At 70.4% G+C, this 19,594-nt stretch carries 19 protein-coding genes and 1 pseudogene; 15 read left to right on the forward strand and 5 right to left on the reverse strand.

Going from position 1 to position 19,594, the window contains the following annotated elements:
* Nucleotides 1–193: pseudogene (locus AB0K67_RS35190) on the forward strand (hypothetical protein); the annotation flags it as partial.
* On the opposite strand, the gene hppD reads toward AB0K67_RS35190, so the two are convergent.
* Nucleotides 190–1,299, reverse strand: a complete 1,110-nt coding sequence (gene hppD / locus AB0K67_RS35195; protein WP_364068777.1) for a 4-hydroxyphenylpyruvate dioxygenase — start codon at nucleotides 1,297–1,299, stop codon at nucleotides 190–192. The pseudogene AB0K67_RS35190 and the gene hppD sit on opposite strands and share 4 nt — an antisense overlap.
* Before the next feature lie 103 nt (nucleotides 1,300–1,402).
* Here hppD and AB0K67_RS35200 point away from each other — a divergent pair, with 103 nt between their 5' ends.
* Together AB0K67_RS35200 and AB0K67_RS35205 are read left to right on the forward strand one after the other, a co-directional pair.
* Nucleotides 1,403–1,888, forward strand: coding sequence for an Lrp/AsnC family transcriptional regulator (locus AB0K67_RS35200; protein WP_364068779.1), 486 nt, complete (start codon nucleotides 1,403–1,405; stop codon nucleotides 1,886–1,888).
* 257 nt (nucleotides 1,889–2,145) lie between these two features.
* Entirely contained in the window at nucleotides 2,146–4,152 is a 2,007-nt protein-coding gene (locus AB0K67_RS35205; protein WP_364068781.1) for a transglycosylase domain-containing protein, read from the forward strand.
* A gap of 100 nt (nucleotides 4,153–4,252) precedes the next feature.
* Here the strand turns inward: AB0K67_RS35205 and AB0K67_RS35210 are convergent, their stop codons facing one another.
* Nucleotides 4,253–6,214 (reverse strand): thioredoxin domain-containing protein, encoded by a 1,962-nt coding sequence (locus AB0K67_RS35210; protein WP_364069124.1) that lies wholly within the window; start codon nucleotides 6,212–6,214, stop codon nucleotides 4,253–4,255.
* Nucleotides 6,215–6,579: 365 nt separating this feature from the next.
* Between AB0K67_RS35210 and AB0K67_RS35215 the strand changes: the two genes are divergently transcribed.
* On the forward strand, nucleotides 6,580–7,728 hold the full coding sequence (locus AB0K67_RS35215; RefSeq protein ID WP_364068783.1) for a hypothetical protein: 1,149 nt from the start codon (nucleotides 6,580–6,582) through the stop codon (nucleotides 7,726–7,728).
* Between the two features lie 6 nt (nucleotides 7,729–7,734).
* Here the strand turns inward: AB0K67_RS35215 and AB0K67_RS35220 are convergent, their stop codons facing one another.
* The 3 genes from AB0K67_RS35220 to mca are packed head-to-tail and all read right to left on the reverse strand — an operon-like array spanning nucleotide 7,735 to nucleotide 9,193.
* Nucleotides 7,735–8,016 carry a GNAT family N-acetyltransferase gene (locus AB0K67_RS35220; protein WP_364068785.1) on the reverse strand — a complete coding sequence of 94 codons (282 nt, stop codon included), beginning with the start codon at nucleotides 8,014–8,016 and terminating at the stop codon, nucleotides 7,735–7,737.
* The gene (locus tag AB0K67_RS35225; protein WP_364068787.1) at nucleotides 8,017–8,271 is read right to left on the reverse strand and encodes a hypothetical protein; all 255 of its coding nucleotides are present in this window, start codon (nucleotides 8,269–8,271) and stop codon (nucleotides 8,017–8,019) included.
* A gap of 34 nt (nucleotides 8,272–8,305) precedes the next feature.
* Nucleotides 8,306–9,193, reverse strand: a complete 888-nt coding sequence (mca, locus tag AB0K67_RS35230) for a mycothiol conjugate amidase Mca (RefSeq protein WP_364068789.1) — start codon at nucleotides 9,191–9,193, stop codon at nucleotides 8,306–8,308.
* 135 nt (nucleotides 9,194–9,328) lie between these two features.
* On the opposite strand from mca, the gene AB0K67_RS35235 reads away from it, so the two are divergent.
* The 11 genes from AB0K67_RS35235 (at nucleotide 9,329) to AB0K67_RS35285 (ending at nucleotide 19,490) form a co-directional block, all read left to right on the forward strand.
* Nucleotides 9,329–9,748 carry a DUF4307 domain-containing protein gene (locus AB0K67_RS35235; RefSeq protein WP_364068791.1) on the forward strand — a complete coding sequence of 140 codons (420 nt, stop codon included), beginning with the start codon at nucleotides 9,329–9,331 and terminating at the stop codon, nucleotides 9,746–9,748.
* Nucleotides 9,749–9,856: 108 nt separating this feature from the next.
* Nucleotides 9,857–10,357 (forward strand): transcription elongation factor GreA, encoded by a 501-nt coding sequence (gene greA / locus AB0K67_RS35240; protein WP_364068793.1) that lies wholly within the window; start codon nucleotides 9,857–9,859, stop codon nucleotides 10,355–10,357.
* Nucleotides 10,358–10,479: 122 nt separating this feature from the next.
* Entirely contained in the window at nucleotides 10,480–11,640 is a 1,161-nt protein-coding gene (locus AB0K67_RS35245; RefSeq protein WP_364068795.1) for a C40 family peptidase, read from the forward strand.
* 151 nt (nucleotides 11,641–11,791) lie between these two features.
* Nucleotides 11,792–12,313: a hypothetical protein gene (locus AB0K67_RS35250; protein WP_364068797.1), complete on the forward strand. Its 522-nt coding sequence runs from the start codon at nucleotides 11,792–11,794 to the stop codon at nucleotides 12,311–12,313.
* A gap of 214 nt (nucleotides 12,314–12,527) precedes the next feature.
* Nucleotides 12,528–14,357 carry a phosphoenolpyruvate carboxykinase (GTP) gene (locus AB0K67_RS35255; protein ID WP_364069126.1) on the forward strand — a complete coding sequence of 610 codons (1,830 nt, stop codon included), beginning with the start codon at nucleotides 12,528–12,530 and terminating at the stop codon, nucleotides 14,355–14,357.
* A 473-nt stretch (nucleotides 14,358–14,830) separates the two neighbouring features.
* Entirely contained in the window at nucleotides 14,831–15,796 is a 966-nt protein-coding gene (locus tag AB0K67_RS35260; protein WP_364068799.1) for a TIGR04222 domain-containing membrane protein, read from the forward strand.
* Between the two features lie 491 nt (nucleotides 15,797–16,287).
* Nucleotides 16,288–16,449 (forward strand): hypothetical protein, encoded by a 162-nt coding sequence (locus AB0K67_RS35265; protein WP_364068801.1) that lies wholly within the window; start codon nucleotides 16,288–16,290, stop codon nucleotides 16,447–16,449.
* 90 nt (nucleotides 16,450–16,539) lie between these two features.
* Nucleotides 16,540–17,379: a DUF692 domain-containing protein gene (locus AB0K67_RS35270; RefSeq protein WP_364068803.1), complete on the forward strand. Its 840-nt coding sequence runs from the start codon at nucleotides 16,540–16,542 to the stop codon at nucleotides 17,377–17,379.
* Between the two features lie 158 nt (nucleotides 17,380–17,537).
* Entirely contained in the window at nucleotides 17,538–17,966 is a 429-nt protein-coding gene (locus tag AB0K67_RS35275; RefSeq protein ID WP_364068805.1) for a hypothetical protein, read from the forward strand.
* 168 nt (nucleotides 17,967–18,134) lie between these two features.
* On the forward strand, nucleotides 18,135–18,680 hold the full coding sequence (locus AB0K67_RS35280) for a hypothetical protein (RefSeq protein WP_364068807.1): 546 nt from the start codon (nucleotides 18,135–18,137) through the stop codon (nucleotides 18,678–18,680).
* A 48-nt stretch (nucleotides 18,681–18,728) separates the two neighbouring features.
* Nucleotides 18,729–19,490, forward strand: coding sequence for an isoprenyl transferase (locus tag AB0K67_RS35285; protein ID WP_364068809.1), 762 nt, complete (start codon nucleotides 18,729–18,731; stop codon nucleotides 19,488–19,490).
* The last annotated feature ends 104 nt before the right edge of the window (nucleotides 19,491–19,594 follow it).

The following is a 19,594-nucleotide window of genomic DNA, read 5'->3' on the forward strand; positions in this document are numbered from 1 at the left end:
CAGCCGCAACGAGAGCGCGCGCGTGCTGCGCAGAGGCAGGACCGCCACGATCGGGCTGGTCATCGAGGACGTGGCCGACCCGTTCTACTCGGGGCCGGCGGACGGTCGCCGGCGCACTCGACCGGCCCGGTGGCGGCGGTCCCACGCTCGGTGGACGACCGCCGCCTTTCAGCGGAAACGGGGGGCGGACTAGAGGTTGCCCCTGCGTTCCTGCTCCCGCTCGATGGCCTCGAACAGCGCCTTGAAGTTGCCCTTGCCGAAGCCGAGCGAGCCGTGCCGCTCGATGAGCTCGAAGAAGACCGTGGGCCTGTCCTGCACCGGCTCGGTGAAGATCTGCAGCAGGTAGCCGTCCTCGTCGCGGTCCACGAGGATCCTGCGCTTCTTCAGCTCCTCGATCGGCACCCGTACCTGCCCGATGCGCTCGCGCAGCTCGGGATCGTCGTAGTACGAGTCGGGCGTGTCGAGGAAGCGCACCCCGTTCGCCCGCATGTGGTCGACGGTGGTGAGGATGTCGTTGGTGGCGAGCGCGATGTGCTGCACGCCGGGACCGCCGTAGTACTCCAGGTACTCGTCGATCTGCGACTTCCTGCGGCTGACCGCCGGCTCGTTGAGCGGGAACTTCACCTTGCGGCTGCCGTCGGCGACCACCTTCGACATCAGCGCGGAGTACTCGGTGGCGATGTCGTCGCCGATGAACTCCGCCATGTTGGTGAAGCCCATGACCTTGCGGTAGAACTCCACCCACTCGTCCATCTTGCCCAGCTCGACGTTGCCGACGCAGTGGTCGATCGCCTGGAAGAGCCGGCCGTTCTTCGTGGCGGGCGGTGCGACCAGCGGCTCGGCTGCCACGTAGCCGGGCAGGTAGGGCCCGCCGTAGTTGGACCTGTCGATCAGGGTGTGCCGGGTCTCGCCGTACGTGGCGATCGCCGCGATCATCACCTTGCCGTGTTCGTCCTCCACCGTGTACGGCTCCGCCAGCCCCTTCGCGCCGTTCGCGACGGCGTGGGCGTAGGCGGCCTCCACGTCGGGCACCTGCAGTGCCAGGTCGATCACGCCGTCACCGTGCGCGGCCACGTGCCGTGCCAGGTCGGTGCCCGGCCGCAGCGAGCCGCGGAACTCGAAGACGGCGCTGCCCGAGGTCAGCACGTACGCGGCCGTGTCCCTGTCGCCGTTCTCCGGGCCGCGGTATGCCACCAGCCGCATGCCGAACGCGGTCGAGTAGTAGTGGGCCGCCTGCCGGGCGTTGCCGACGGCGAACACCACGGCGTCCATGCCATTGACAGGAAAGACATCGCTCATACCCCCAACTGTCGATTTCCCTGGACGAGTTGCGCAAGAGTTACCTGAATGAGTGCACAATCTGCCTAGTCGATAGCCGGAACGACCGGTAAATCTGTACAGCATGACGATCGACGAACTCGACGCCCGCCTCATCGCCCTGCTCGCGGCCGAGCCCAGGCTCGGCGTGCTGGAGTGCTCGCGCCGTCTGGGCGTGGCGCGCGGCACGGTGCAGGCCAGGCTCGACCGCCTCATGGACCGGGGCGTGATCACCGGTTTCGGCCCCGACGTGTCGCCCGCCGCGCTGGGCTACGGCGTGACCGCGTTCGTGACGCTGGAGATCAGGCAGGTGGCCGGGCACGACCCGGTGGCCGACCGGCTCGCGGCGATTCCTGAGGTTCTGGAAGTGCATACGATCACCGGCGACAGTGATCTTCTCTGTCGCGTGGTGGCGCGGACGAACGCCGATTTGCAGCGCGTTATCGATTTGATCGTCGATGTACGAGGCGTACTCCGGACTAATTCGATCATCGCCCTTGACACGCCGGTTCCCTACCGAGTGCTGCCTTTGGTCGCCGATGTTCCGCGTCGCGAGGGCGGGCGGTCGTAGTATCGCTAGGGATGAGGCACCGTTGAGGATCGTTTACCCTTGGCATTCGCCCAGCTTGCGGGGGTTGGGCGAGGCTCGACGAGGGGGGTGGCCGAGGGGTGCGGAGTGGCAAGGGAATGCGAAAGCGGCGGATTCTCCGAATAGTCCTGATATCCGGTGGCGCGGCAATCCTCGTACTCGCCGGGCTATTCGCCGTCGCGTGGGCGCTGACCCCCATTCCCGACGAGACGCAGAAGCAGGCGACCGCGCAGGGTTCGGTGATCTATTACCGCGACGGAAAGACCGTGCTCGCCCGGCAGGGCGTCGATCGCCGCCGCGTCGATCTGTCCCAGGTGCCCAAGCACGTGCGCGAGGCCGTCATCGCCGCCGAGAACCGCTCGTTCTACGAGGACGCCGGCGTGTCGATCAAGGGCACCGCGCGGGCCGTCTGGTCCACCATCACCGGCCGCCAGCTCCAGGGCGGCTCCACCATCACCCAGCAGCTCGTCCGCAACTACTACAGCGGCCTGAGCCAAGAGCGCTCCATCACCCGCAAGTTCAAAGAGATCCTCATCGCGATGAAGGTCGACCAGTCCAAGTCGAAGGACTGGGTGCTGGAGCAGTACCTCAACACGATCTACTTCGGCCGGGGCGCCAACGGCATCCAGTCGGCCGCCCGCGCCTACTTCGGCAAGGACGTCGAGAAGCTCACCGTCGCCGAGGGCGCCTACCTGGCGGCGGTGATCCAGCAGCCCAGCCGCTTCGCCGACCCCAAGGGCTCCGACCTCGCGGCGGCCAGGGCCCGCTGGCAGTCGGTGATCAAGGCGATGGGCCAGACCGGCGCGCTGGCTCCGGAGCAGGTGGCCGCACAGCGCTTCCCCGAGCTGGCCGAGCCGAAGAAGCCGTTCGAGCTCAAGGGCCAGGCCCAGTACATGCTCGAACAGGTCACCGCCGAGCTCAACCGGCGCGGCTACACCGACGAGGACATCAACAGCGGCGGCCTCAAGATCGTCACGACCTTCGACAAGAAGCTCATGCAGGCCGCCAAGCGGGCGGTCGACGAGGTGCTGCCCGACAACACGCCGAAGAAGGTGCGCACCGGGCTCGCCGCCGTCGATCCCGCCACGGGCGAGGTCGTGGCCTTCTACGGCGGCAAGCCGTCGCAGTCGAAGTACTACGACAGCGCGTTCTCGGCCAAGGTCATGGCCGGATCGACGTTCAAGCCGTACACGCTGGCCGCCGCGCTCGACAACGGCTTCGACCTGTCCACCAGGGTCAACGGCAACTCGCCGCTGCGGGTCGCCTCGGCCCCGCAGGCCATACCCAACGACGGCGGACGCTCCTACGGGCAGATCGACCTCGTCGCCGCCACCCAGAACTCCGTCAACACCGCCTTCGTCGATCTCGGCCAGAAGGTCGGGCTCGACAAGGTGGCCAAGGTCGCCGAGGCCGCCGGCATCCCCGCATCGCAGCTCGAGCAGCACAAGAACGCCGCCGCCTTCCCGCTCGGCGTGGCCTCCGTCAGCGCCGTCCAGAACGCCTCGGGCTTCTCCACGTTCGCCAACAAGGGCGTGCACATGGAGGCTCACGTGGTGAAGTCGGTGACCGACGCCGAAGGCCGCGAGCAGGTCGTCGAGCCGGTCGCCACGCGGGTGGTCAGCGAGCAGGCCGCCGCCGACACCACGTACGCGATGCAGCAGGTGGTCAAGTACGGCACCGGCACCGCGGCCCGCCTCTACGACCGCCCGGTCGCCGGCAAGACCGGCACCACCGACGACTCGAAGTCCGTCTGGTTCAACGGCTTCACGCCGCAGCTCGCGGTCGCGGTCGACATGTTCCGCGACGACAACGCCACCGTCACCATCCCCGGCTACGGCACCCAGTTCGGCGGCCAGCTCCCCGCGCAGATCTGGCGGGCGTTCATGACCGAGGCGATGGCGGGCAAGCCCGTCGAGGAGTTCCCCGAGCCGTCCGACTACGGCTGGTCGTCCGGCTACTCCGAGCCCGACCACGACCGTGACGAGCCCAGGCAGGACTACACGCCGCCGGTCGAGCCCGACTGGGACCGGCCCGAGCCCGACCCCGAGATGCCGTTCCCCGACGACCCGACGCAGGACGAGCGGCAGCAGCCCGACGACCTCGGCCGCTCCGGCGAGCCGCCGGTCGAGACGGGGCCGCCGGAGCTCGACGAGCCCGACCAGCCGTCCATCCAGGAGGACGAGCGCCTCCAGGAGGGCCGCCCGCAGGACACCGGCCGCGGCCGCGAACGCCAGCCCACGGCCTGACCCGGGCGGGCCCGCAGCGGCGGCCGTGACGGCTGGGTGCGAAGCCGCTGTGACGGCTTGCTGAGCCGCGTCCTTGCGGCGGCGGATGGGGGCAGCCCGGTCAACCCGTCAGTTGCGCCTCGAGCTCTTCGACGGTCGTCACCGGCATCCGGCACGTGAAGTCCCTGCACACGTACGCCGCGGGCGCGCCGCCGACCAAGTCGCGGCCCTCCAGCAGGGCGGGGTAGCCGTCGCCGCCCGGCCGGCCGAGCGCCACCACCAGGCCGGGCGCGCCGGACAGCAACGCCGCGCGGTGCAGCTCGCGCGTGCGCGGATCGTCATCGGGCCCCACCACCGCGACCTCCACCGGCCCCGACAGCGCCGCACGCGCCACGGCCAGCCCCCACCCGGCGAACCTGGCGTGCCCGGGGGCCAGCACCGACACCGTGCCCAGAGCCGCCTGCGCGGCCACGCGGTGCCGGGCCGAGCCGGTCAGCGCGGCGTACGACAGCAGCGCCCCCGCGGCCGCGTACTGGCCTGAGGGGGTGGCGTTGTCGGTCGGGTCCTGCGGCCGCTGGAAGAGCCGCTCGGCGTCGTCGGCGGTGTCGTAGAAGCCGCCGGTGCCGTCGGCGAACTTGTCGAGCACGGTGTCCAGCAGCGAGCCCGCCAGCCGCAGCCACTTGGTCTCGCCGGTGACGCCGTAGAGGGTGATCAGGCCCTCGGCGACGTCGCCGTAGTCCTCGAGCACGCCCGCGTTGCCGCCGGGCCGGCCGCCCTTGGACGTGCGCAGCAGCCGCCCGCCGTCGATGTGGACGCGTTCAAGCAGCTCGGCCGCCGCCGTGGCCGCCTCCACCAGGTCGGGCCGGTCGAAGGCGACGCCGGTCTCGGCCAGAGCCGCAATGGCCAGGCCGTTCCACGCGGCCACCACCTTGTCGTCACGGCCCGGCCGCACCCGCCGCTCGCGGGCGGCCAGCAGCCTCGCCCGGACGCCGGCGTAGCGTTCCGGGTCCTCGGGGTCGCGCAGGAGCTGCAGCACCGACCTCCCGTGCTCGAACGTGCCCTGCGGCGTCACCTCGAACAGCCCGGCCGCCCACCGGCCGTCGTCGTCGCCGAGCACCTCGCGCAGCTCGTCCGGTGTCCAGACGTAGAACTTGCCCTCCTCGCCCTCGCTGTCGGCGTCGAGCGCGGAGGCGAAGCCGCCCTCGGGAGTGCGCAGCTCGCGCAGCATCCAGCCGGCGGTCTCCAGCGCCACCCGCCTGGCGAGCTCGCCGCCGCCCTCGCGCCACCAGTGTGTGTAGACGCGCAGCAGCAGGGCGTTGTCGTAGAGCATCTTCTCGAAGTGCGGCACCACCCACATGTTGTCCACGCTGTAGCGGGCGAAGCCGCCGCCGAGCTGGTCGTACATGCCGCCGCGGGCCATCGCCTCCAGCGTCTTGCCGCTCATCTCGCGCTCGCCCGAGCGCAGCAGGAACTCCAGCACCATCGACGGCGGGAACTTGGGCGCCGCGCCGAACCCGCCGTGGGCCGCATCGAACGACTCCCGCAGGTTGGCCACGGCCTGCCGCAGCGTCTCCTCCGACGGCAGCGGCCCGCTGGGCAGCGAGGCCTGCGCGTTCAGCGCCTCGACGACCTTGGCGCCCTGGGCGAGCACGGTCTCGCGGTCGCCCGTCCAGACCCGGTGCACCTCCTGCAGCAGGCGGCGGAACTGCGGGCGCGGGAAGTAGGTGCCGCAGTAGAACGGGTGGCCGTCGGGCGTCGCGAACACCGTCATCGGCCAGCCGCCCTGCTGGGTCATGGCCTGGGTGGCGTTCATGTAGACGGCGTCCACGTCGGGACGCTCCTCGCGGTCGACCTTGACGTTGACGAAGTGCGCGTTCATCAACTCGGCCGTCTCTTGGTCCTCGAAGCTCTCGTGGGCCATGACGTGACACCAGTGACACGCCGAATATCCGACGCTGATCAGCAGCGGGACGTCGCGGCGGCGGGCCTCCGCGAACGCCTCCTCGCCCCACGGGAACCAGTCGACAGGGTTGCCCGCGTGCTGCAGCAGGTAGGGGCTCGTCGCGTCCTTCAAGCGGTTCATCATGACCTCCACGGCCCACACTAGACGGCCCGATCACCCTCCCCCTTCCCCACAACCCCTCCTCCCTGCCCCCGCTTCAGGTCGCCGGTCCCTTCCGCCGCCCTGCCGCAGTCTCGGGCCGTCGGCCGTCTCCGCCGCCTGACGCCGACCACCCTCCCTCGTGGCGACCTCCGCCCCGCCTCCTGGCGGGGCCTCCGCCGTCGGCGCTTCCAGCCGACCACCCTTGTCGGTCTGGTGGTGTGTGGGTGTGCTCGCGGGTTCAGCGGTCGGTGGTGCGGTGGGTGCGGCCGGTTCCGTGGGCTCGGCGGCGGGTGGCCGGGGCGGTGGTCTGACGGGCGGTGGGCGGGCGGCGTAGGTTACGAGGGGTGGATATCGAGTACGTCTGCACGCATGCCGGCCGCCCCGTGACGGCCGTCACCCGCCGGGACGTGGCGCGCGCCCTGCTCGCCGTGCCCTCCGGCGTGGCCCTCGTGGCTCTGCCCGATCTGCGGCGCGCCATGGAAGCGGCGGGCAACCCCCTGTCCCCTCCCTTCTGGGAGTCCGCCAGAAGAACGCTCAGCGCCGTCGAGGCGGGTCTGGCGACGGCGGGGGACGTGCAGCGCTGGGTCGAGTCCACCGGCACCGAGCCGATCGTCCTGACGCCCTCGTACTTCATCTGGCCCGAGGAGGACGAGCGCGGGCCGGTGGCGACCGAGATGCACGCGAAGCTGGTCGCCTACCTGGAGGACAAGGTCGCGGCGGGGGAGATCGACCCCGACGCGCTGGCGGCCGGCGACGCCGAGGCGCGCACGGCGTACGAGGACCTTCAAGAACGCTGGCTGCGCACGCCGCAGCCCGACGGCCGGGTGCCGAGTGACGTGGTCATCGACGAGAAGGACCAGGAGCTGCTGCAGGACTCGCGGGTCGAGGACGAGATCGCGCTGACGGAGCTGCACGGCGTACTCGCCAAGCTGCCCGTGCAGCCGGAGGCGCCGGTGGGGGAGCTGGCGGAGGCGGCGGCCAGGCTGCGCGCGCTGCTGGTCATGCCCGGCTACCCGGCGAACGTGCTGCGGGCCTGCTCCGGGCTGGACGACCGGCCGATGCCCGACGACGACGGGCTGCTCTGGCTGATGGTCGCGGCGGGCCTGGTGCGGCCGCTCGGCGACCTGCCGGAGGACGAGGACACGCTGGAGGAGTTCATCGACCTCGACGGTGAGCTGAGCGAGGAGGACATCGCGCTGGCCAACATCTGCGCGCTCCAGCACGGCGACTGGCTGACCGGGGTGGGCGAGCTGGTCAGGACGGGGCCGGGCGCGTCGGCATTGCCCGAGCGGATCGCGCAGTTGATCGCCGAGGCGGAGAAGGCCGAGGGCGACGTGCTGGACGAGGACGAGCTGCGCACCGTCGAGGAGCTGTTCACGTCGGTGGTGAGCATGTGGGCGCTGCTCGGCATCGTGGACGCCGACAACGCCCTGACCCCGCTGGGCTGGTGGGGCCTGCCCAGGGCGCTCAGGCTCGCCTGGGGCGACCGCTGACCCGGCCTAGCCGTCGACGAGCTCCTGAAACTCGGGGTGGCGCTCGATGTAGCGGGCGACGTACGGGCACTCCGGCTTGACCTTCAGCCCCGCGTCGGCGCCGGCCCGCAGGGCGTGAGCGACCAGCGCGGAGGCCAGCCCCTTGCCCTCGTAGGCGGGCTTGATCTCGGTGTGCAGGAAAATGATCTTGGTGGGCAGCAGGCGATAGGCGACGAAGCCGGCGACCTCCCCGTCCACGTGGATCTCGAAGCGGCTCTCCGCGGTGTTGTCGACGATCTCGTGGGTCATCTACGACCCGGCCTTGCCGTCGGCCTTCTTCGGCCCGGCCTTGGCGTCGCCCTTGGCGCCCGCCTTGGCCCCCGCGGTCTCCGCCTTCGAGGTCTCGGCCCCGCCTGCGGCCTGCTCGTCCTCGCGCGGCACCTCGATCTTCGACATCTGCTTGTTCATCGACTTGATCAGCCAATAGAGCGCGAAGCCGAGCAGGGCCACGACGACGAACCCGAGCAGACCCGGGCTGACTTCACCTGCTGCTAGAACGGTCACGACTCCAGTCTGCCACCGGGATGCGGTGGTCCGGTCAGTGGCAGGCCGGTTCGACCTCGTCGGCGTGGATGCCGGCGAACAGGTCGTCCTCGGGCAGCGAGGTCTCGACCAGCGAGCGCGCCAGGTGGTAGTCCTCGGTCGGCCAGATCTCCTGCTGCAGCTCGCGCGGGCAGACGAACCAGAAGCCGTCATCGGGGTCGACCTGGGTGGCGTGCGCCAGCAGGGCCTGGTCGCGGATCTCGAAGTAGTCGCCGCACGGCACGCGGGTGGTGACCGGCCACTTGGCCGGGCGGTCCTCCCAGCGGGCGATCCAGTCGGCGTACGGGGAGCCGAGGCCGCGCTCCATCATGGCCTCGTGCAGCGCCTCGAAGCGCTCCTTGGTGAAGCCCATGTGGTAGTAGAGCTTGAGCGGCTGCCACGGCTCGCCGGTGCCCGGGTAGCGGTCGGGGTCGCCGGCCGCCTCGAACGCCTCCACCGAGACCCGGTTGGTCATGATGTGGTCGGGGTGCGGGTAGCCGCCGTCGTCGTCGTACGTGATGATCACGTGCGGGCGGAACTCCCTGACCGCGGCCACCAGCGGCGCCGCCGCGTCCTCCAGCTTCTGCACGGCGAAGCAGCCCTCCGGCAGCGCCTCGTCCTCGCTCTCCGGCAGCCCGGAGTCGACGAAGCCCAGGAAACGCTGCTGCACGCCGAGGATCTCACGCGCCTTGGCCATCTCCGCCTTGCGCACCTCGGCAATGTTGGCCACGATCTCGGGCCGGTCCATCTTCTTGTTGAGCACGGATCCGCGCTCACCGCCCGTGCACGTACAGACCAGAACTTCCACACCCTCGCGCGCATAGCGCGCCATCGTGGCGGCGCCCTTGCTCGACTCGTCATCGGGGTGGGCGTGTACGGCCATCAGCCTCAACGGTGCACTCACGGGCTCGAAGCTCCTCAGTCACGGACCGGTCACTCGCCCAGAGAGGTTAGTTTCTGCTGGGCGGTCGCGAGGGCACACCCCTCGCGGGCGACAATTGTCTCGGATAACGCCGAGGGAGTGCAGGGAGATTCCGCCATGGTCACCAGAGATGCCGGGGACGGTCCAGTCCTCGGCACGCCCGACGACTTCCCAGATCGGCCCAGGAAGGGCGGCCGGCTCGTCGTCCACGTGGTGATCGGCGTGCTGGTGGCCATCATCGCGGGCGGGTGGGGCTACGTGATGTGGTCGATGACGTCGGGCGGGTCGGAGGCGCCGTCGCAGGTGGTCGCGTTCGAGATCATCAGCCCGACGCGCGCGGAGATCACCTTTGAGGTCTACAAGCCCGACGATAGGGTGGCCGTCTGCCGGATCAGGGCGCTGGACGTCGATCATGCGGAAGTGGGCAGCAAGGAAGTAAGAATCCCGGCTGGTGAGGGTAGTAAGCAGCTCAAGGAAAGCCTCGACACGAGCGGTCAGGCGACTTCCGTCCACATCCAGTACTGCAATCTCGTATAGTGAGACATTTGGGGAAGCGTTCGGGCGGTTGACTTGTTAGCCTTTCGCAATTCAACCGTACGTAACCTCAAGTGATCTCAGGGCCCCCTAGGCAAGCAAGGAGAACCCGTGGCCGACTCTCGCGATGAGAACGTCACATGGCTGACGCAGGAGGCGTACGACCGCCTGAAGGCGGAGTACGAATATCTCTCTGGTCCCGGGCGCGTCGACATCGCCAAGAAGATCGAGGCCGCTCGGGAAGAGGGCGACCTGCGTGAGAACGGCGGCTACCACGCCGCCAAGGACGAGCAGGGCAAGATGGAGGCCCGGATCTTCCACCTCAGGCAACTCCTCGACAACGCTCGGGTGGGAGAGGCCCCCAAGACCGAAGGCGTCGTCGGCCCCGGCATGACCGTGACCATCCGGTTCGTCGGCGACGACGAAGAGGTGACCTTCCTGCTCGCCTCCCGCGAGGAGAGCGGAGCGCCGATCGATGTCTACTCGCCCAAGTCCCCCCTCGGGGCGGCGATCAACGGCAAGAAGATCGGGGAGAAGGCCACCTACTCCCTGCCCAACGGACGGCAGAACACCGTCGAGATCCTCGAGGCTGTGCCGTACATCGGCAACTGACACCACCGCACGACGACCGCCGGGTCCCCGCTGGCCCGGCGGTGTTTTCGCATGGGTCGGGAATCCGCCAGGATCTCAGCTTCCTGGTGCGGAGCCGCAGGAGGCGTAACACGACGAGGCTGGTGCCGTTCATCGTGGTGGCGCTGGTCGCGGTGCTGACCGCCGACGTGCTGTTACTCGCGCGGCCCGAGGGCCTCATGGAGCCCGAGGCGCCGCGCGCCATGCCGAAGCAGTCGCTGCTGGCCCAAAAGCGGCCCCAGCGTGCTCAGGCGACGCCGACGCAGACGGCGGCGGCCGTGCAGCCGGTCGCGCCGCTGCGCAAGCTGCACAAACCCAACCTGTTCGTGCTCACCCGCAAGCCGTTCACCCAGGAGATGCTGGAGCGGGTCGCCAAGGTGCCAGGTGTGCGGGCCCTTGAGCTGGCCGACGCGGCCTCGATCATGCTGGACGGCAAGCGGGTGCAGACGCTGGCGGTCAACCCGTCCACGTTCCGCTCCTACACGCCCAAGGTGACCGCCGCATCCGACGCGCTGTGGCAGAACATCGCGGCCGGCGATGTGGCCGTGTCGTTCGTGCTGGGCAACGACGGCGGTCTCGCGCTGCACAGGCGCGTCTGGGCCGGTTCGTCGCTGCAGTTGCGGGTCGGCGCGTACGCCACCACCGGCTTCGGCGCCGTGGACGCCGTCGTCTCCAAGGACGTGGGCCGCCGCCTGGGCCTGCCCCGCGACAACGCGCTCATCGTCAGCGCCCCGAAGGCCGACTCCGACGTGCTGCGCAAGCGCATCCTCGCGCGGTTGCCCAAGGGCACCCAGATCGCGCTGGTCAACCCGGTGCTGCCGCAGCCGAAGCAGCAGGTGACCCAGAACTGGCCCGCAGGGTCGTTCATGACGGGCGAGCAGCTCACGACGGCGCTCAGGGCGGCGGCGTCGAAGCTGGGGCGTCCGTACGTGTGGGGCGCCGAGGGCCCTGACTCCTTCGACTGCTCGGGGCTCGTGCAGTGGGCCTACGCGCAGGCCGGGGTGCGCATGCCCCGCGTGACCCACCAGCAGTGGGTGACGGGGCCGCAGGTGCCGTTGGAGCAGGCGCAGCCGGGGGACCTGCTGTTCTGGCGGAACGACCCGACAAATCCCGACTACATTTCCCATGTGGCGATTTATTGGGGTAACGGGAAAATGCTGCATGCGCCGCGTACCGGAGACGTCGTGAAGATCGTCCCGGTGAACACCCGGAACCTGGCCGGCGTCGTCCGGGTCAGCCCCATCGCCGCCGCGAAGGTCCGCTGACGAAACCCGGTCCCGTCGCGGGGGCCGCGGGTCGCGCATGAGAGCGACCCGGCCCCGTCGCGGTGGCCGCGGGTCCGCCGACTGAAACCCGCCCGGGAAAGACCTCCGTTCCTCCTGCCCGAGCACGACGCAAGCATGTAATGTTGATTACATGGCAACAGATGACGTCACGGCGCAGGTACGCGGGTGGTTCGCCGGACGGCTGCCCGGCGACTGGTTCACCGGCGTCCCCGAGATCATCATCGACCGCGAGGAGATCGCGGTCATCGGCACGCTCCCCGACCCGCCGCAGGACGTGCCCGAGGCCGAGCGGGCCGCGCTCATCGACGGCCTCGTCCGCCGCTTCAGGGAGGAGACCAGGGAGCGGCGCATCGAGATCGCCAGGGAGGCGGAGCACAAGTTCCGCCAGAAGGTGTCCTGGGGCGTGGTGTGCGGCGGCGAGACTGTGATGTTCACCACACTCTCCGTGCCCGTCATGACCCGTCTGCGCCAGGCCGAGCGCCAGGTGCTCGACACGCTCGTGGCCGCCGGCGTGGCAAGAAGCCGCAGCGACGCGCTCGCCTGGTGCGTACGGCTCGTCGGGCGACACACCGACACGTGGCTCGCCGATCTGAGAGAGGCGCTTCAGCACGTCGACCGCGTTCGCGCCGCGGGCCCCGACATCAATTCCTGAGACCCTCCAGCGGAAACGGGCCGGCGAATGGACTAAACCACTCCGGAAATTGGTTTAGACCAGCCTGATTGGTTTGGACCACTGCCCGGAAAATCGCTCTTTTAAATCTCCTCCGTTTGGGTAGGCTCCCCCAATCGTCAGGGCCGCTGCCTGCGGCGACGTCCTGGACCACAGGTCTATGCCAATTGGCGTGAAAGCCGCTTCGTCGTTAATGATGACGTGGCCCTGGGAGAGTGGAGGAGTCAGCGTCGTGTCCGTTTCCGTAGAAGTAACCGCGCCCACCACCAATAAGAAATTGGCGGCGTGGGTGAACGAGATAGCCGCACTTACCCGGCCCGACCGCGTCCATTGGTGCGACGGGTCCGAGGAAGAGTGGACGCGGCTCACCAACCTTCTCGTCGAGCAGGGGACGTTCACGCGTCTCGCCGCCCGGCCCAACAGCTTCTACGCCAAGTCCGACCCCAGCGACGTGGCCAGGGTCGAGGACCGCACGTTCATCTGCTCCGAGCGCGAGGAGGACGCGGGGCCGACCAACAACTGGATCGCCCCCGACGAGATGCGCCGCACGTTCGGCGAGCTGTTCAAGGGCTGCATGCGCGGCAGGACCATGTACGTCGTCCCGTTCTGCATGGGTCCGCTCGGCGGCGAGATCTCCCAGCTCGGCGTCGAGATCACCGACTCCGCGTACGTCGCCGTCTCCATGCGCATCATGACCCGCATGGGCGACAGGGCGCTGCGGCTCATCGAGGAGCGCGGCGACTTCGTCAAGGCCGTGCACTCCGTGGGCGCTCCGCTCGAGCCCGGCCAGAAGGACGTGCCCTGGCCGTGCAACTCGACCAAGTACATCAGCCACTTCCCCGAGACCCGCGAGATCTGGTCCTACGGCTCCGGCTACGGCGGCAACGCGCTGCTCGGCAAGAAGTGCTACGCCCTGCGCATCGCCAGCGTCATGGCCCGCGACGAGGGCTGGCTCGCCGAGCACATGCTCATTCTCAAGCTCACCCCGCCGTCGGGCGAGGTCCGCTACATCGCCGCCGCCTTCCCGAGCGCCTGCGGCAAGACCAACCTCGCCATGCTGCAGCCGACCATCCCAGGCTGGAAGGTCGAGACGATCGGCGACGACATCGCCTGGATGCGCTTCGGCGAGGACGGCCGCCTCTACGCGATCAACCCGGAGGCCGGCTTCTTCGGCGTCGCTCCCGGCACCGGCGAGGTCACCAACGCCAACGCGATCAAGACGCTCTGGGGCAACAGCATCTTCACCAACGTCGCGCTCACCGACGACGGCGACGTCTGGTGGGAGGGGCTCACCGAGAAGCCGCCCGCGCACCTGATCGACTGGCGGGGCCGCGACTGGACGCCCGACAGCGACGAGCCCGCCGCCCACCCGAACGCCCGCTTCACCACCCCTGCCTCCCAGTGCCCCACCATCGCACCGGAATGGCAGGACCCCAAGGGCGTGCCCATCTCGGCGATCCTCTTCGGAGGCCGGCGCGCCACCGCCGTGCCCCTGGTGACGGAGTCGCTGAGCTGGCAGCACGGCGTCTTCCTCGGAGCCAACGTCGCCTCCGAGAAGACCGCCGCCGCCGAGGGCAAGGTCGGCGAACTGCGGTACGACCCGTTCGCGATGCTGCCGTTCTGCGGCTACAACATGGGCGACTACTTCGGCCACTGGCTGGAGATCGGCCGCCGACCCGGAGCCAAGCTGCCGCGCATCTACTACGTCAACTGGTTCCGCAAGAACGCCGAAGGCAGGTTCATATGGCCGGGCTTCGGTGAGAACAGCCGGGTGCTCAAGTGGATCGTGGAGCGCCTCAACGGCGAGGCCAAGGCCTCGCCCACGCCGATCGGGCTGCTGCCCGCCGACCTCGACACCGAGGGCCTGGACCTGTCCGAAGAGGACCTGCGCACGCTGCTGACCGTCGACAAGGACGTCTGGCGCGAAGAGGCTGCGCTGATCCCGGCCCACTTCGAGAAGTTCGGCGATCACCTGCCCAAGGAGCTGTGGGACGAGTACCACGCCCTGCTCGATCGCCTCGGCTGATTCCGGTCCCCGGCAGGGGCCCCGCCGCTGAGGCGCACCCTGCCGGGACCACGAACGGCGCCGGCCGCCCTCGCAACGGCCGGCGCCGTTCGCGTGTCCGGGCCGCTCTTGCAACGGTCGGCGCTGTTCGCGTGTCCGGGCCGCTCTTGTAACGGTCGGCGCCGTTCGTGTGTCCGGAGATGATGGCGGGCCGGAGCCACGACGCGGCGCGCTCCGAGCCCTCCCGTGGGTGGCGGGCCGGCTTCGCGTCGCGTGCCACGACGCGGCGCGCCCCCGGCGCCGGACCGCGCGGCTTTCCCTCCGGCCACACGGCTTCCTCCGCGTCTCAGAAGCGGCTCGACGGTGACGACGGAAGTGTGAAGGCGGCGAGCTAAAGGAGCAAAACCCCCGTTAGGCCGGACGAGTCTCTTACCGTGCGAAGCAGGAGTCATGTCAGGACATGACGCTGATCGACCGCACGAGGGAGGTCGTTCATGAACCTGTTCCTGCTGCTCGCCGCGGTGGCCGTCGCGATCGTCGTCGCAGCCGCTGCGGCCGCCCGGTGGAGGATCGCGCACTCGGGGGCCCGCGCCGAATCCTCCTACCGGAACCTGAGCTGCTACGAACTGGCGTACCTGGCGGGCGGCCCCGAGCGGGCCGCGGAGACCGTGATCGCGCGCCTGGTGAGCATCGGCGCGGCGCGCCTTGCCAGCAGCGGGCGCGTGCACAAGGTCAAGGCCGGCCGGATGGACGGCGACCCCGTCGAGGAGGCCGTCGCCGGAGTCGTCGCACGCCGGTCCGGGCTGACGGTGGCCGCGCTGAAGCAGGAGGTGGCGCGCAGCGTGGCCGTCCAGGAACTCGGAAAGAGCCTGTCGGGGGAGGGGCTGCTCCTGACGGACGGATCCAAGGCGCTGCTGCGCGGGTGGAGCCGCCTGCTGCTCTGGGCGGGCGTGGCGGCGCTCGCGGGCGTCGTCGTCACGCTGGTGCGGCTGTTCGGCGCGCCCAGCACGTACGCGCTGTTCGCCCTGCTCGTCTTCGGGGGCACCGCCGTGGCCGCGTGGGTCGCGCTCCGCGGTCACCGGCGGTACATGCGGGCCCCGGTCACTCCGTCGGGCCGGGCGGCCCTGGCGGCGGCACGGCGGGGGGACGACGCCCGCGACGAGCCCGTGTCCGTCGCGCTCCAGGGCGTGACCGCGGTGCGCGACACCCGGCTGCGCGTGGAGCTCCGGCGGACACCGCCTCGGCAGCGCAGCGTCAAGCAGCCCTCGTCCCGGCGGGCCGGCAGGCTCACCCGTAGCCGGTACGGGAGCGCGAGCTACGGCTACGGCGCCGTGCCCTACAGCCAAACGACCATGCCCGGGACAGGAACCTGCGGCATCGGTACGTCGAGCTGCGGCGGCGGCTCGTCGAGCGGTGGCGGCGGCTGTGGTGGTGGCGGTTGCGGCGGCGGAGGCTGCTGAACGCGGTGCGCGACGCAGGAGTCGTGTCGTCGGACATGACGCTGATCGGCCGCACGAGGGAGGTCGTTCATGAACCTGTTCTTGCTGTTGACCGCGGTGGCGACAGGGATCGTCGCCGCCGCGGCGGCCGCCGCCCGGCGGCGGATCGCACGCGGGGGTTCCGCCGCCCAGTCCGGCCATCGGGAGCTGGACGTCTACGAGCTGGCGTACCTGGCGGGCGGCCCTGAACGTGCCGCCGAGACCGCGATCGCGCGCCTGGCTGCTGCGGCTGTTCGGCGCGCCCAGCACGTACGGCCTGATCGCCCTGCTCGTCTTCGGGGGCACCGCCGTGGCCGCGTGGGTCGCGCTCCGCGGTCACCGGCGGTACATGCGGGCCCCGGTCACTCCGTCGGGCCGGGCGGCCCTGGCGGCGGCACGGCGAGCGGAGACGGGCTCCGACGAAGAGCTCCTGGCGGTCGCGCTCAAGGGCATCCGCGCTGCCCGGCAGCGTCGTGAGCCGGGAGCTCCAGCGGTCCCGGCGCAAGGAACGACGGCGGCACCGCGCCGCCGGCAGGCTCCTCATCAGCGGCTGCACCGGCTACACCTACGGCGGCTACGACTACCGCCACACGCACACCCGTAGCACCTTCGGCTGGGGCGGCGGCGGAGGCTGATGACCGCGGCACGACAGCCCGTGAGGCACGCCGGGCCCCCGCGGGAGGCGCGGGGCCCGGCGCGTAACGGACGAAAGGGGAGAAGACCAGATGAGCGGGGGCGAGGAGGTCACGATGGACCGGCTGGGCGTGGGCATCGGCTGGCGGTCGGAGCTGGATCTGACGATCGAGCGCATGGAAGGCGTCGACTTCGTCGAAGTGGTCGCCGAGAACGTCTGGCCGGCCGACCTGCCGGAGTCCTTACTGAAGCTGCGGGAGAGGGGCCTGCCGGTGATCCCGCACGGCGTCTCGCTCGGGATCGGCGACGCCGCACCACCCGACCCCGCCCGGCTCGCCCACCTGGCCGCCTGCGCGGAGGCGCTGGGGTCGCCGCTGGTCAGCGAGCATCTGGCGTTCGTACGCGGCGGCGGCATCGAGGCCGGGCACCTGCTGCCGGTGCCGCGCACCCGCGACTCGCTGCGGGTCGTCATCGAGAACGTGCGCCGCGCCCAGGACGCCCTGCCCGTGCCGCTCGCCCTGGAGAACGTCGCCGCGATCTTCGGCTGGCCCGAAGACGAGCTGACCGAGGCGCAGTTCCTGGCCGAGCTGGTGGAGGCCACGGGGGTGGGGCTGCTCATCGACGTGGCCAATCTCTACAACAACGAGGTCAACCTGGGCCTGCCCGCCGTGGCGGCGCTGGACGTGCTGCCGCTGGAGCACCTGACGTACGTGCACGTCGGCGGCGGCTACGAGGCCCACGGGATCTGGCACGACACCCACACCACGGAGGCCCCTCAGGCCGTGCTCGACCTGCTGACCGAGCTGTGCGTGCGGACCACCCCGCCCGGGGTGCTGCTGGAGTGGGACGACGACTACCCCAGCGACGCCGTGCTGGCCGATGAGCTGGCCAGGATCAGGACGGCGATGGCCGCGGCCGGAGCCCGCCGATGACCCCGCGCCCACCCCTGTCCCAGCCCGCCACGAAGCCCGCGACCCCGGAGCCTCCGCAGAACGCGGCGTTGGGCGGGGGACAGGCCCGTGCGGGCGGCGCGGCGCCGGGCGCGGGGCAAGCGCCTGCGGGAGACGCAGCCCAGGGCGCGGGTCAGGGCGTGGGGCAGAGCGCAGCCCAGGGCGCGGGTCAGGGCGCGGATCAGGCGCACTCGGCGCACTCGGCGGACGCGGCGCGGGCGGCGCTGGCGGAGCGGCAAGGGCGCGTGGTGGCGGCGCTCGTGGCCGGAGGCGAGCCGCCGGCCGGGTTCGACCCGGAACGGATGCGGGTCCAGGCCCACAGCCTGCTGGCCAAGCGGCGCGCCATCGTCGCCAAGCTCCGTCCGGACGCGGCCGAGGCGGCGGGCCCCGACCTCGCGGCCGAGTTCGCCGCGTACGCGCGTGCCAGGACCGAGCCCCCGCCCAACTACCGCACCGACGCCGACGACTTCGCCGCCTGGCTCAGGGGGCGCGGCAGGACGTTCCCCGAGGACGAGCGGAGAAGGCCCTGGTGGTCCCGCCTGCCCGGCCTGCGCGGACGCGCGCTCTGACAGGCCTCCGCCCGGCACACGGGCACCCCGGCCTCGCGGGCGTCCGCCCGGCACACGGGCACCCGGCCTCGCGGGCGTCCGCCCGGAAGCCGGCGCACGCCCCAGAGGCCGTCCATCGGCGCAGGCAGGGCAGGGTTTAGCGGGCATTCCGCCGGAAACTGTGAGGGGATGGGAGGACTACGTTGTGTCGACGGCTCGTACCTGACCGTCACTCCTGTCGCGTGCACCGACAGCGTCGGCACGCCGTACGAGGTCACCCTTGAGCTGCACCGAGACGGCACCCCCTACGGCAGCGTGGGCGAGCGCTGCGGCTGGTTCCTGGCCCGGCTGGCACGGGGCGTCGAGGAGGCCCGCGCGGGCAGGGGCGCGGCGCGGCGCTGGGAAGACCCCGACGACCGTTTCCCGGGCGACGAGCCCGACGGCGAGCTGTTCTCCTTCCGCTACCGCACCAGGTGCGGCCTGCCGGGCGGCGAGCTGCGCTGCCAGCTCAGGACGATCCCGGTCTGGCAGTCGGGGCGAGGGGAGTGGCGGCTGACCCGCCGGGCGTACGTCGAGGCGTGGGCCGCCTCGGGCGTCGGCACGCGCGCGGTGCTGACCTCGTCTGAGCTGTCGGCGTTCGTGCGCGAGCTGCTGAATGAGGCGGAAGGGTGCATGGCAGGTAGAGATATGGTGAGGAATCGGAGAGACGGAGCAGGCACGGGCGTTTCGCGGTGATAATTGCCTGTTAGGGCATGAAAGACCGAACGCTGGGGAGGGCGCTCCGTGGGCCTGCGCGATCTGGTCTACCGGCTGTACGAACGCCGGCTGGAGGCCAAGCTGTCGAAGGACAGCATCCCTCGGCACGTCGGGGTCATCATCGACGGCAACCGCCGGTGGGCTCGTGCCATGGGCTTCCAGGACGTCTCCTCCGGCCACCGCAAGGGCGCCGACAAGATCTCCGAGCTGCTCACCTGGTGCCGTGACACCGGCGTCGAGGTGGTCACGGTCTGGATGCTCTCCAACGACAACCTCAACCGGCCCAAGGAGGAGCTGGAGCCGCTGCTGCGCATCATCGAGGACGTGACGCAGGAGCTGGTGGCCGAGGGCTGGCGGATCATCCCGGTCGGCGCGCTCGATCTGCTCCCTGACCGCACGGCGAATGTCCTGAAGAATGCAAAAGAAGCGTCATCACACCGTCCAGGCCTGATTGTGAACGTTGCAGTTGGGTATGGAGGAAGGCGTGAGATTGCCGATGCGGTGCGCTCACTGCTCCAAGAGCATGCGAGCAAGGGAGCGAGCATCGAGGACCTCGTCGAGGTGCTCGATGTGGAGCACATCGCGGAGCATCTCTACACTCGCGGCCAGCCCGACCCGGACCTCCTCATCCGGACCTCGGGCGAGCAGCGCCTGTCCGGCTTCATGCTCTGGCAGAGCGCTCATTCTGAGTTCTACTTCCACGAGGCCTACTGGCCGGACTTCCGCAAGGTCGATTTCCTGCGGGCGCTGCGCGACTACGCTGCGAGACACCGACGTTACGGTTCCTGACGCGACAATCGGGTATCCAGGACGTAACGTTGGAAATGTCCGGTCACAGGTCGGACATTTCGGAGAGGGCCCGCCTTTGCACCATCACTTGCCGAGGGGGCCGG

Origin of the sequence: Nonomuraea sp. NPDC052634 (genome assembly GCF_040678535.1) — a bacterium.
In the GTDB taxonomy this organism is placed as follows: Bacteria; Actinomycetota; Actinomycetes; order Streptosporangiales; family Streptosporangiaceae; genus Nonomuraea; species Nonomuraea fastidiosa.

Bases quoted from the DNA above. Each gene is read 5' to 3' on its own strand.
- AB0K67_RS35260 (WP_364068799.1), top strand. From the start codon at position 14,831: ATGAACCTGTTCCTGCTGCTCGCCGCGGTGGCCGTCGCGATCGTCGTC.
- AB0K67_RS35270 (WP_364068803.1), top strand. From the start codon at position 16,540: ATGAGCGGGGGCGAGGAGGTCACGATGGACCGGCTGGGCGTGGGCATC.
- AB0K67_RS35235 (WP_364068791.1), top strand. From the start codon at position 9,329: ATGGTCACCAGAGATGCCGGGGACGGTCCAGTCCTCGGCACGCCCGAC.
- AB0K67_RS35280 (WP_364068807.1), top strand. From the start codon at position 18,135: ATGGGAGGACTACGTTGTGTCGACGGCTCGTACCTGACCGTCACTCCT.
- AB0K67_RS35250 (WP_364068797.1), top strand. From the start codon at position 11,792: ATGGCAACAGATGACGTCACGGCGCAGGTACGCGGGTGGTTCGCCGGA.
- hppD (WP_364068777.1), bottom strand. From the start codon at position 1,299: ATGAGCGATGTCTTTCCTGTCAATGGCATGGACGCCGTGGTGTTCGCC.
- AB0K67_RS35220 (WP_364068785.1), bottom strand. From the start codon at position 8,016: ATGACCCACGAGATCGTCGACAACACCGCGGAGAGCCGCTTCGAGATC.
- AB0K67_RS35200 (WP_364068779.1), top strand. From the start codon at position 1,403: ATGACGATCGACGAACTCGACGCCCGCCTCATCGCCCTGCTCGCGGCC.
- AB0K67_RS35255 (WP_364069126.1), top strand. From the start codon at position 12,528: ATGACGTGGCCCTGGGAGAGTGGAGGAGTCAGCGTCGTGTCCGTTTCC.
- AB0K67_RS35210 (WP_364069124.1), bottom strand. From the start codon at position 6,214: ATGAACCGCTTGAAGGACGCGACGAGCCCCTACCTGCTGCAGCACGCG.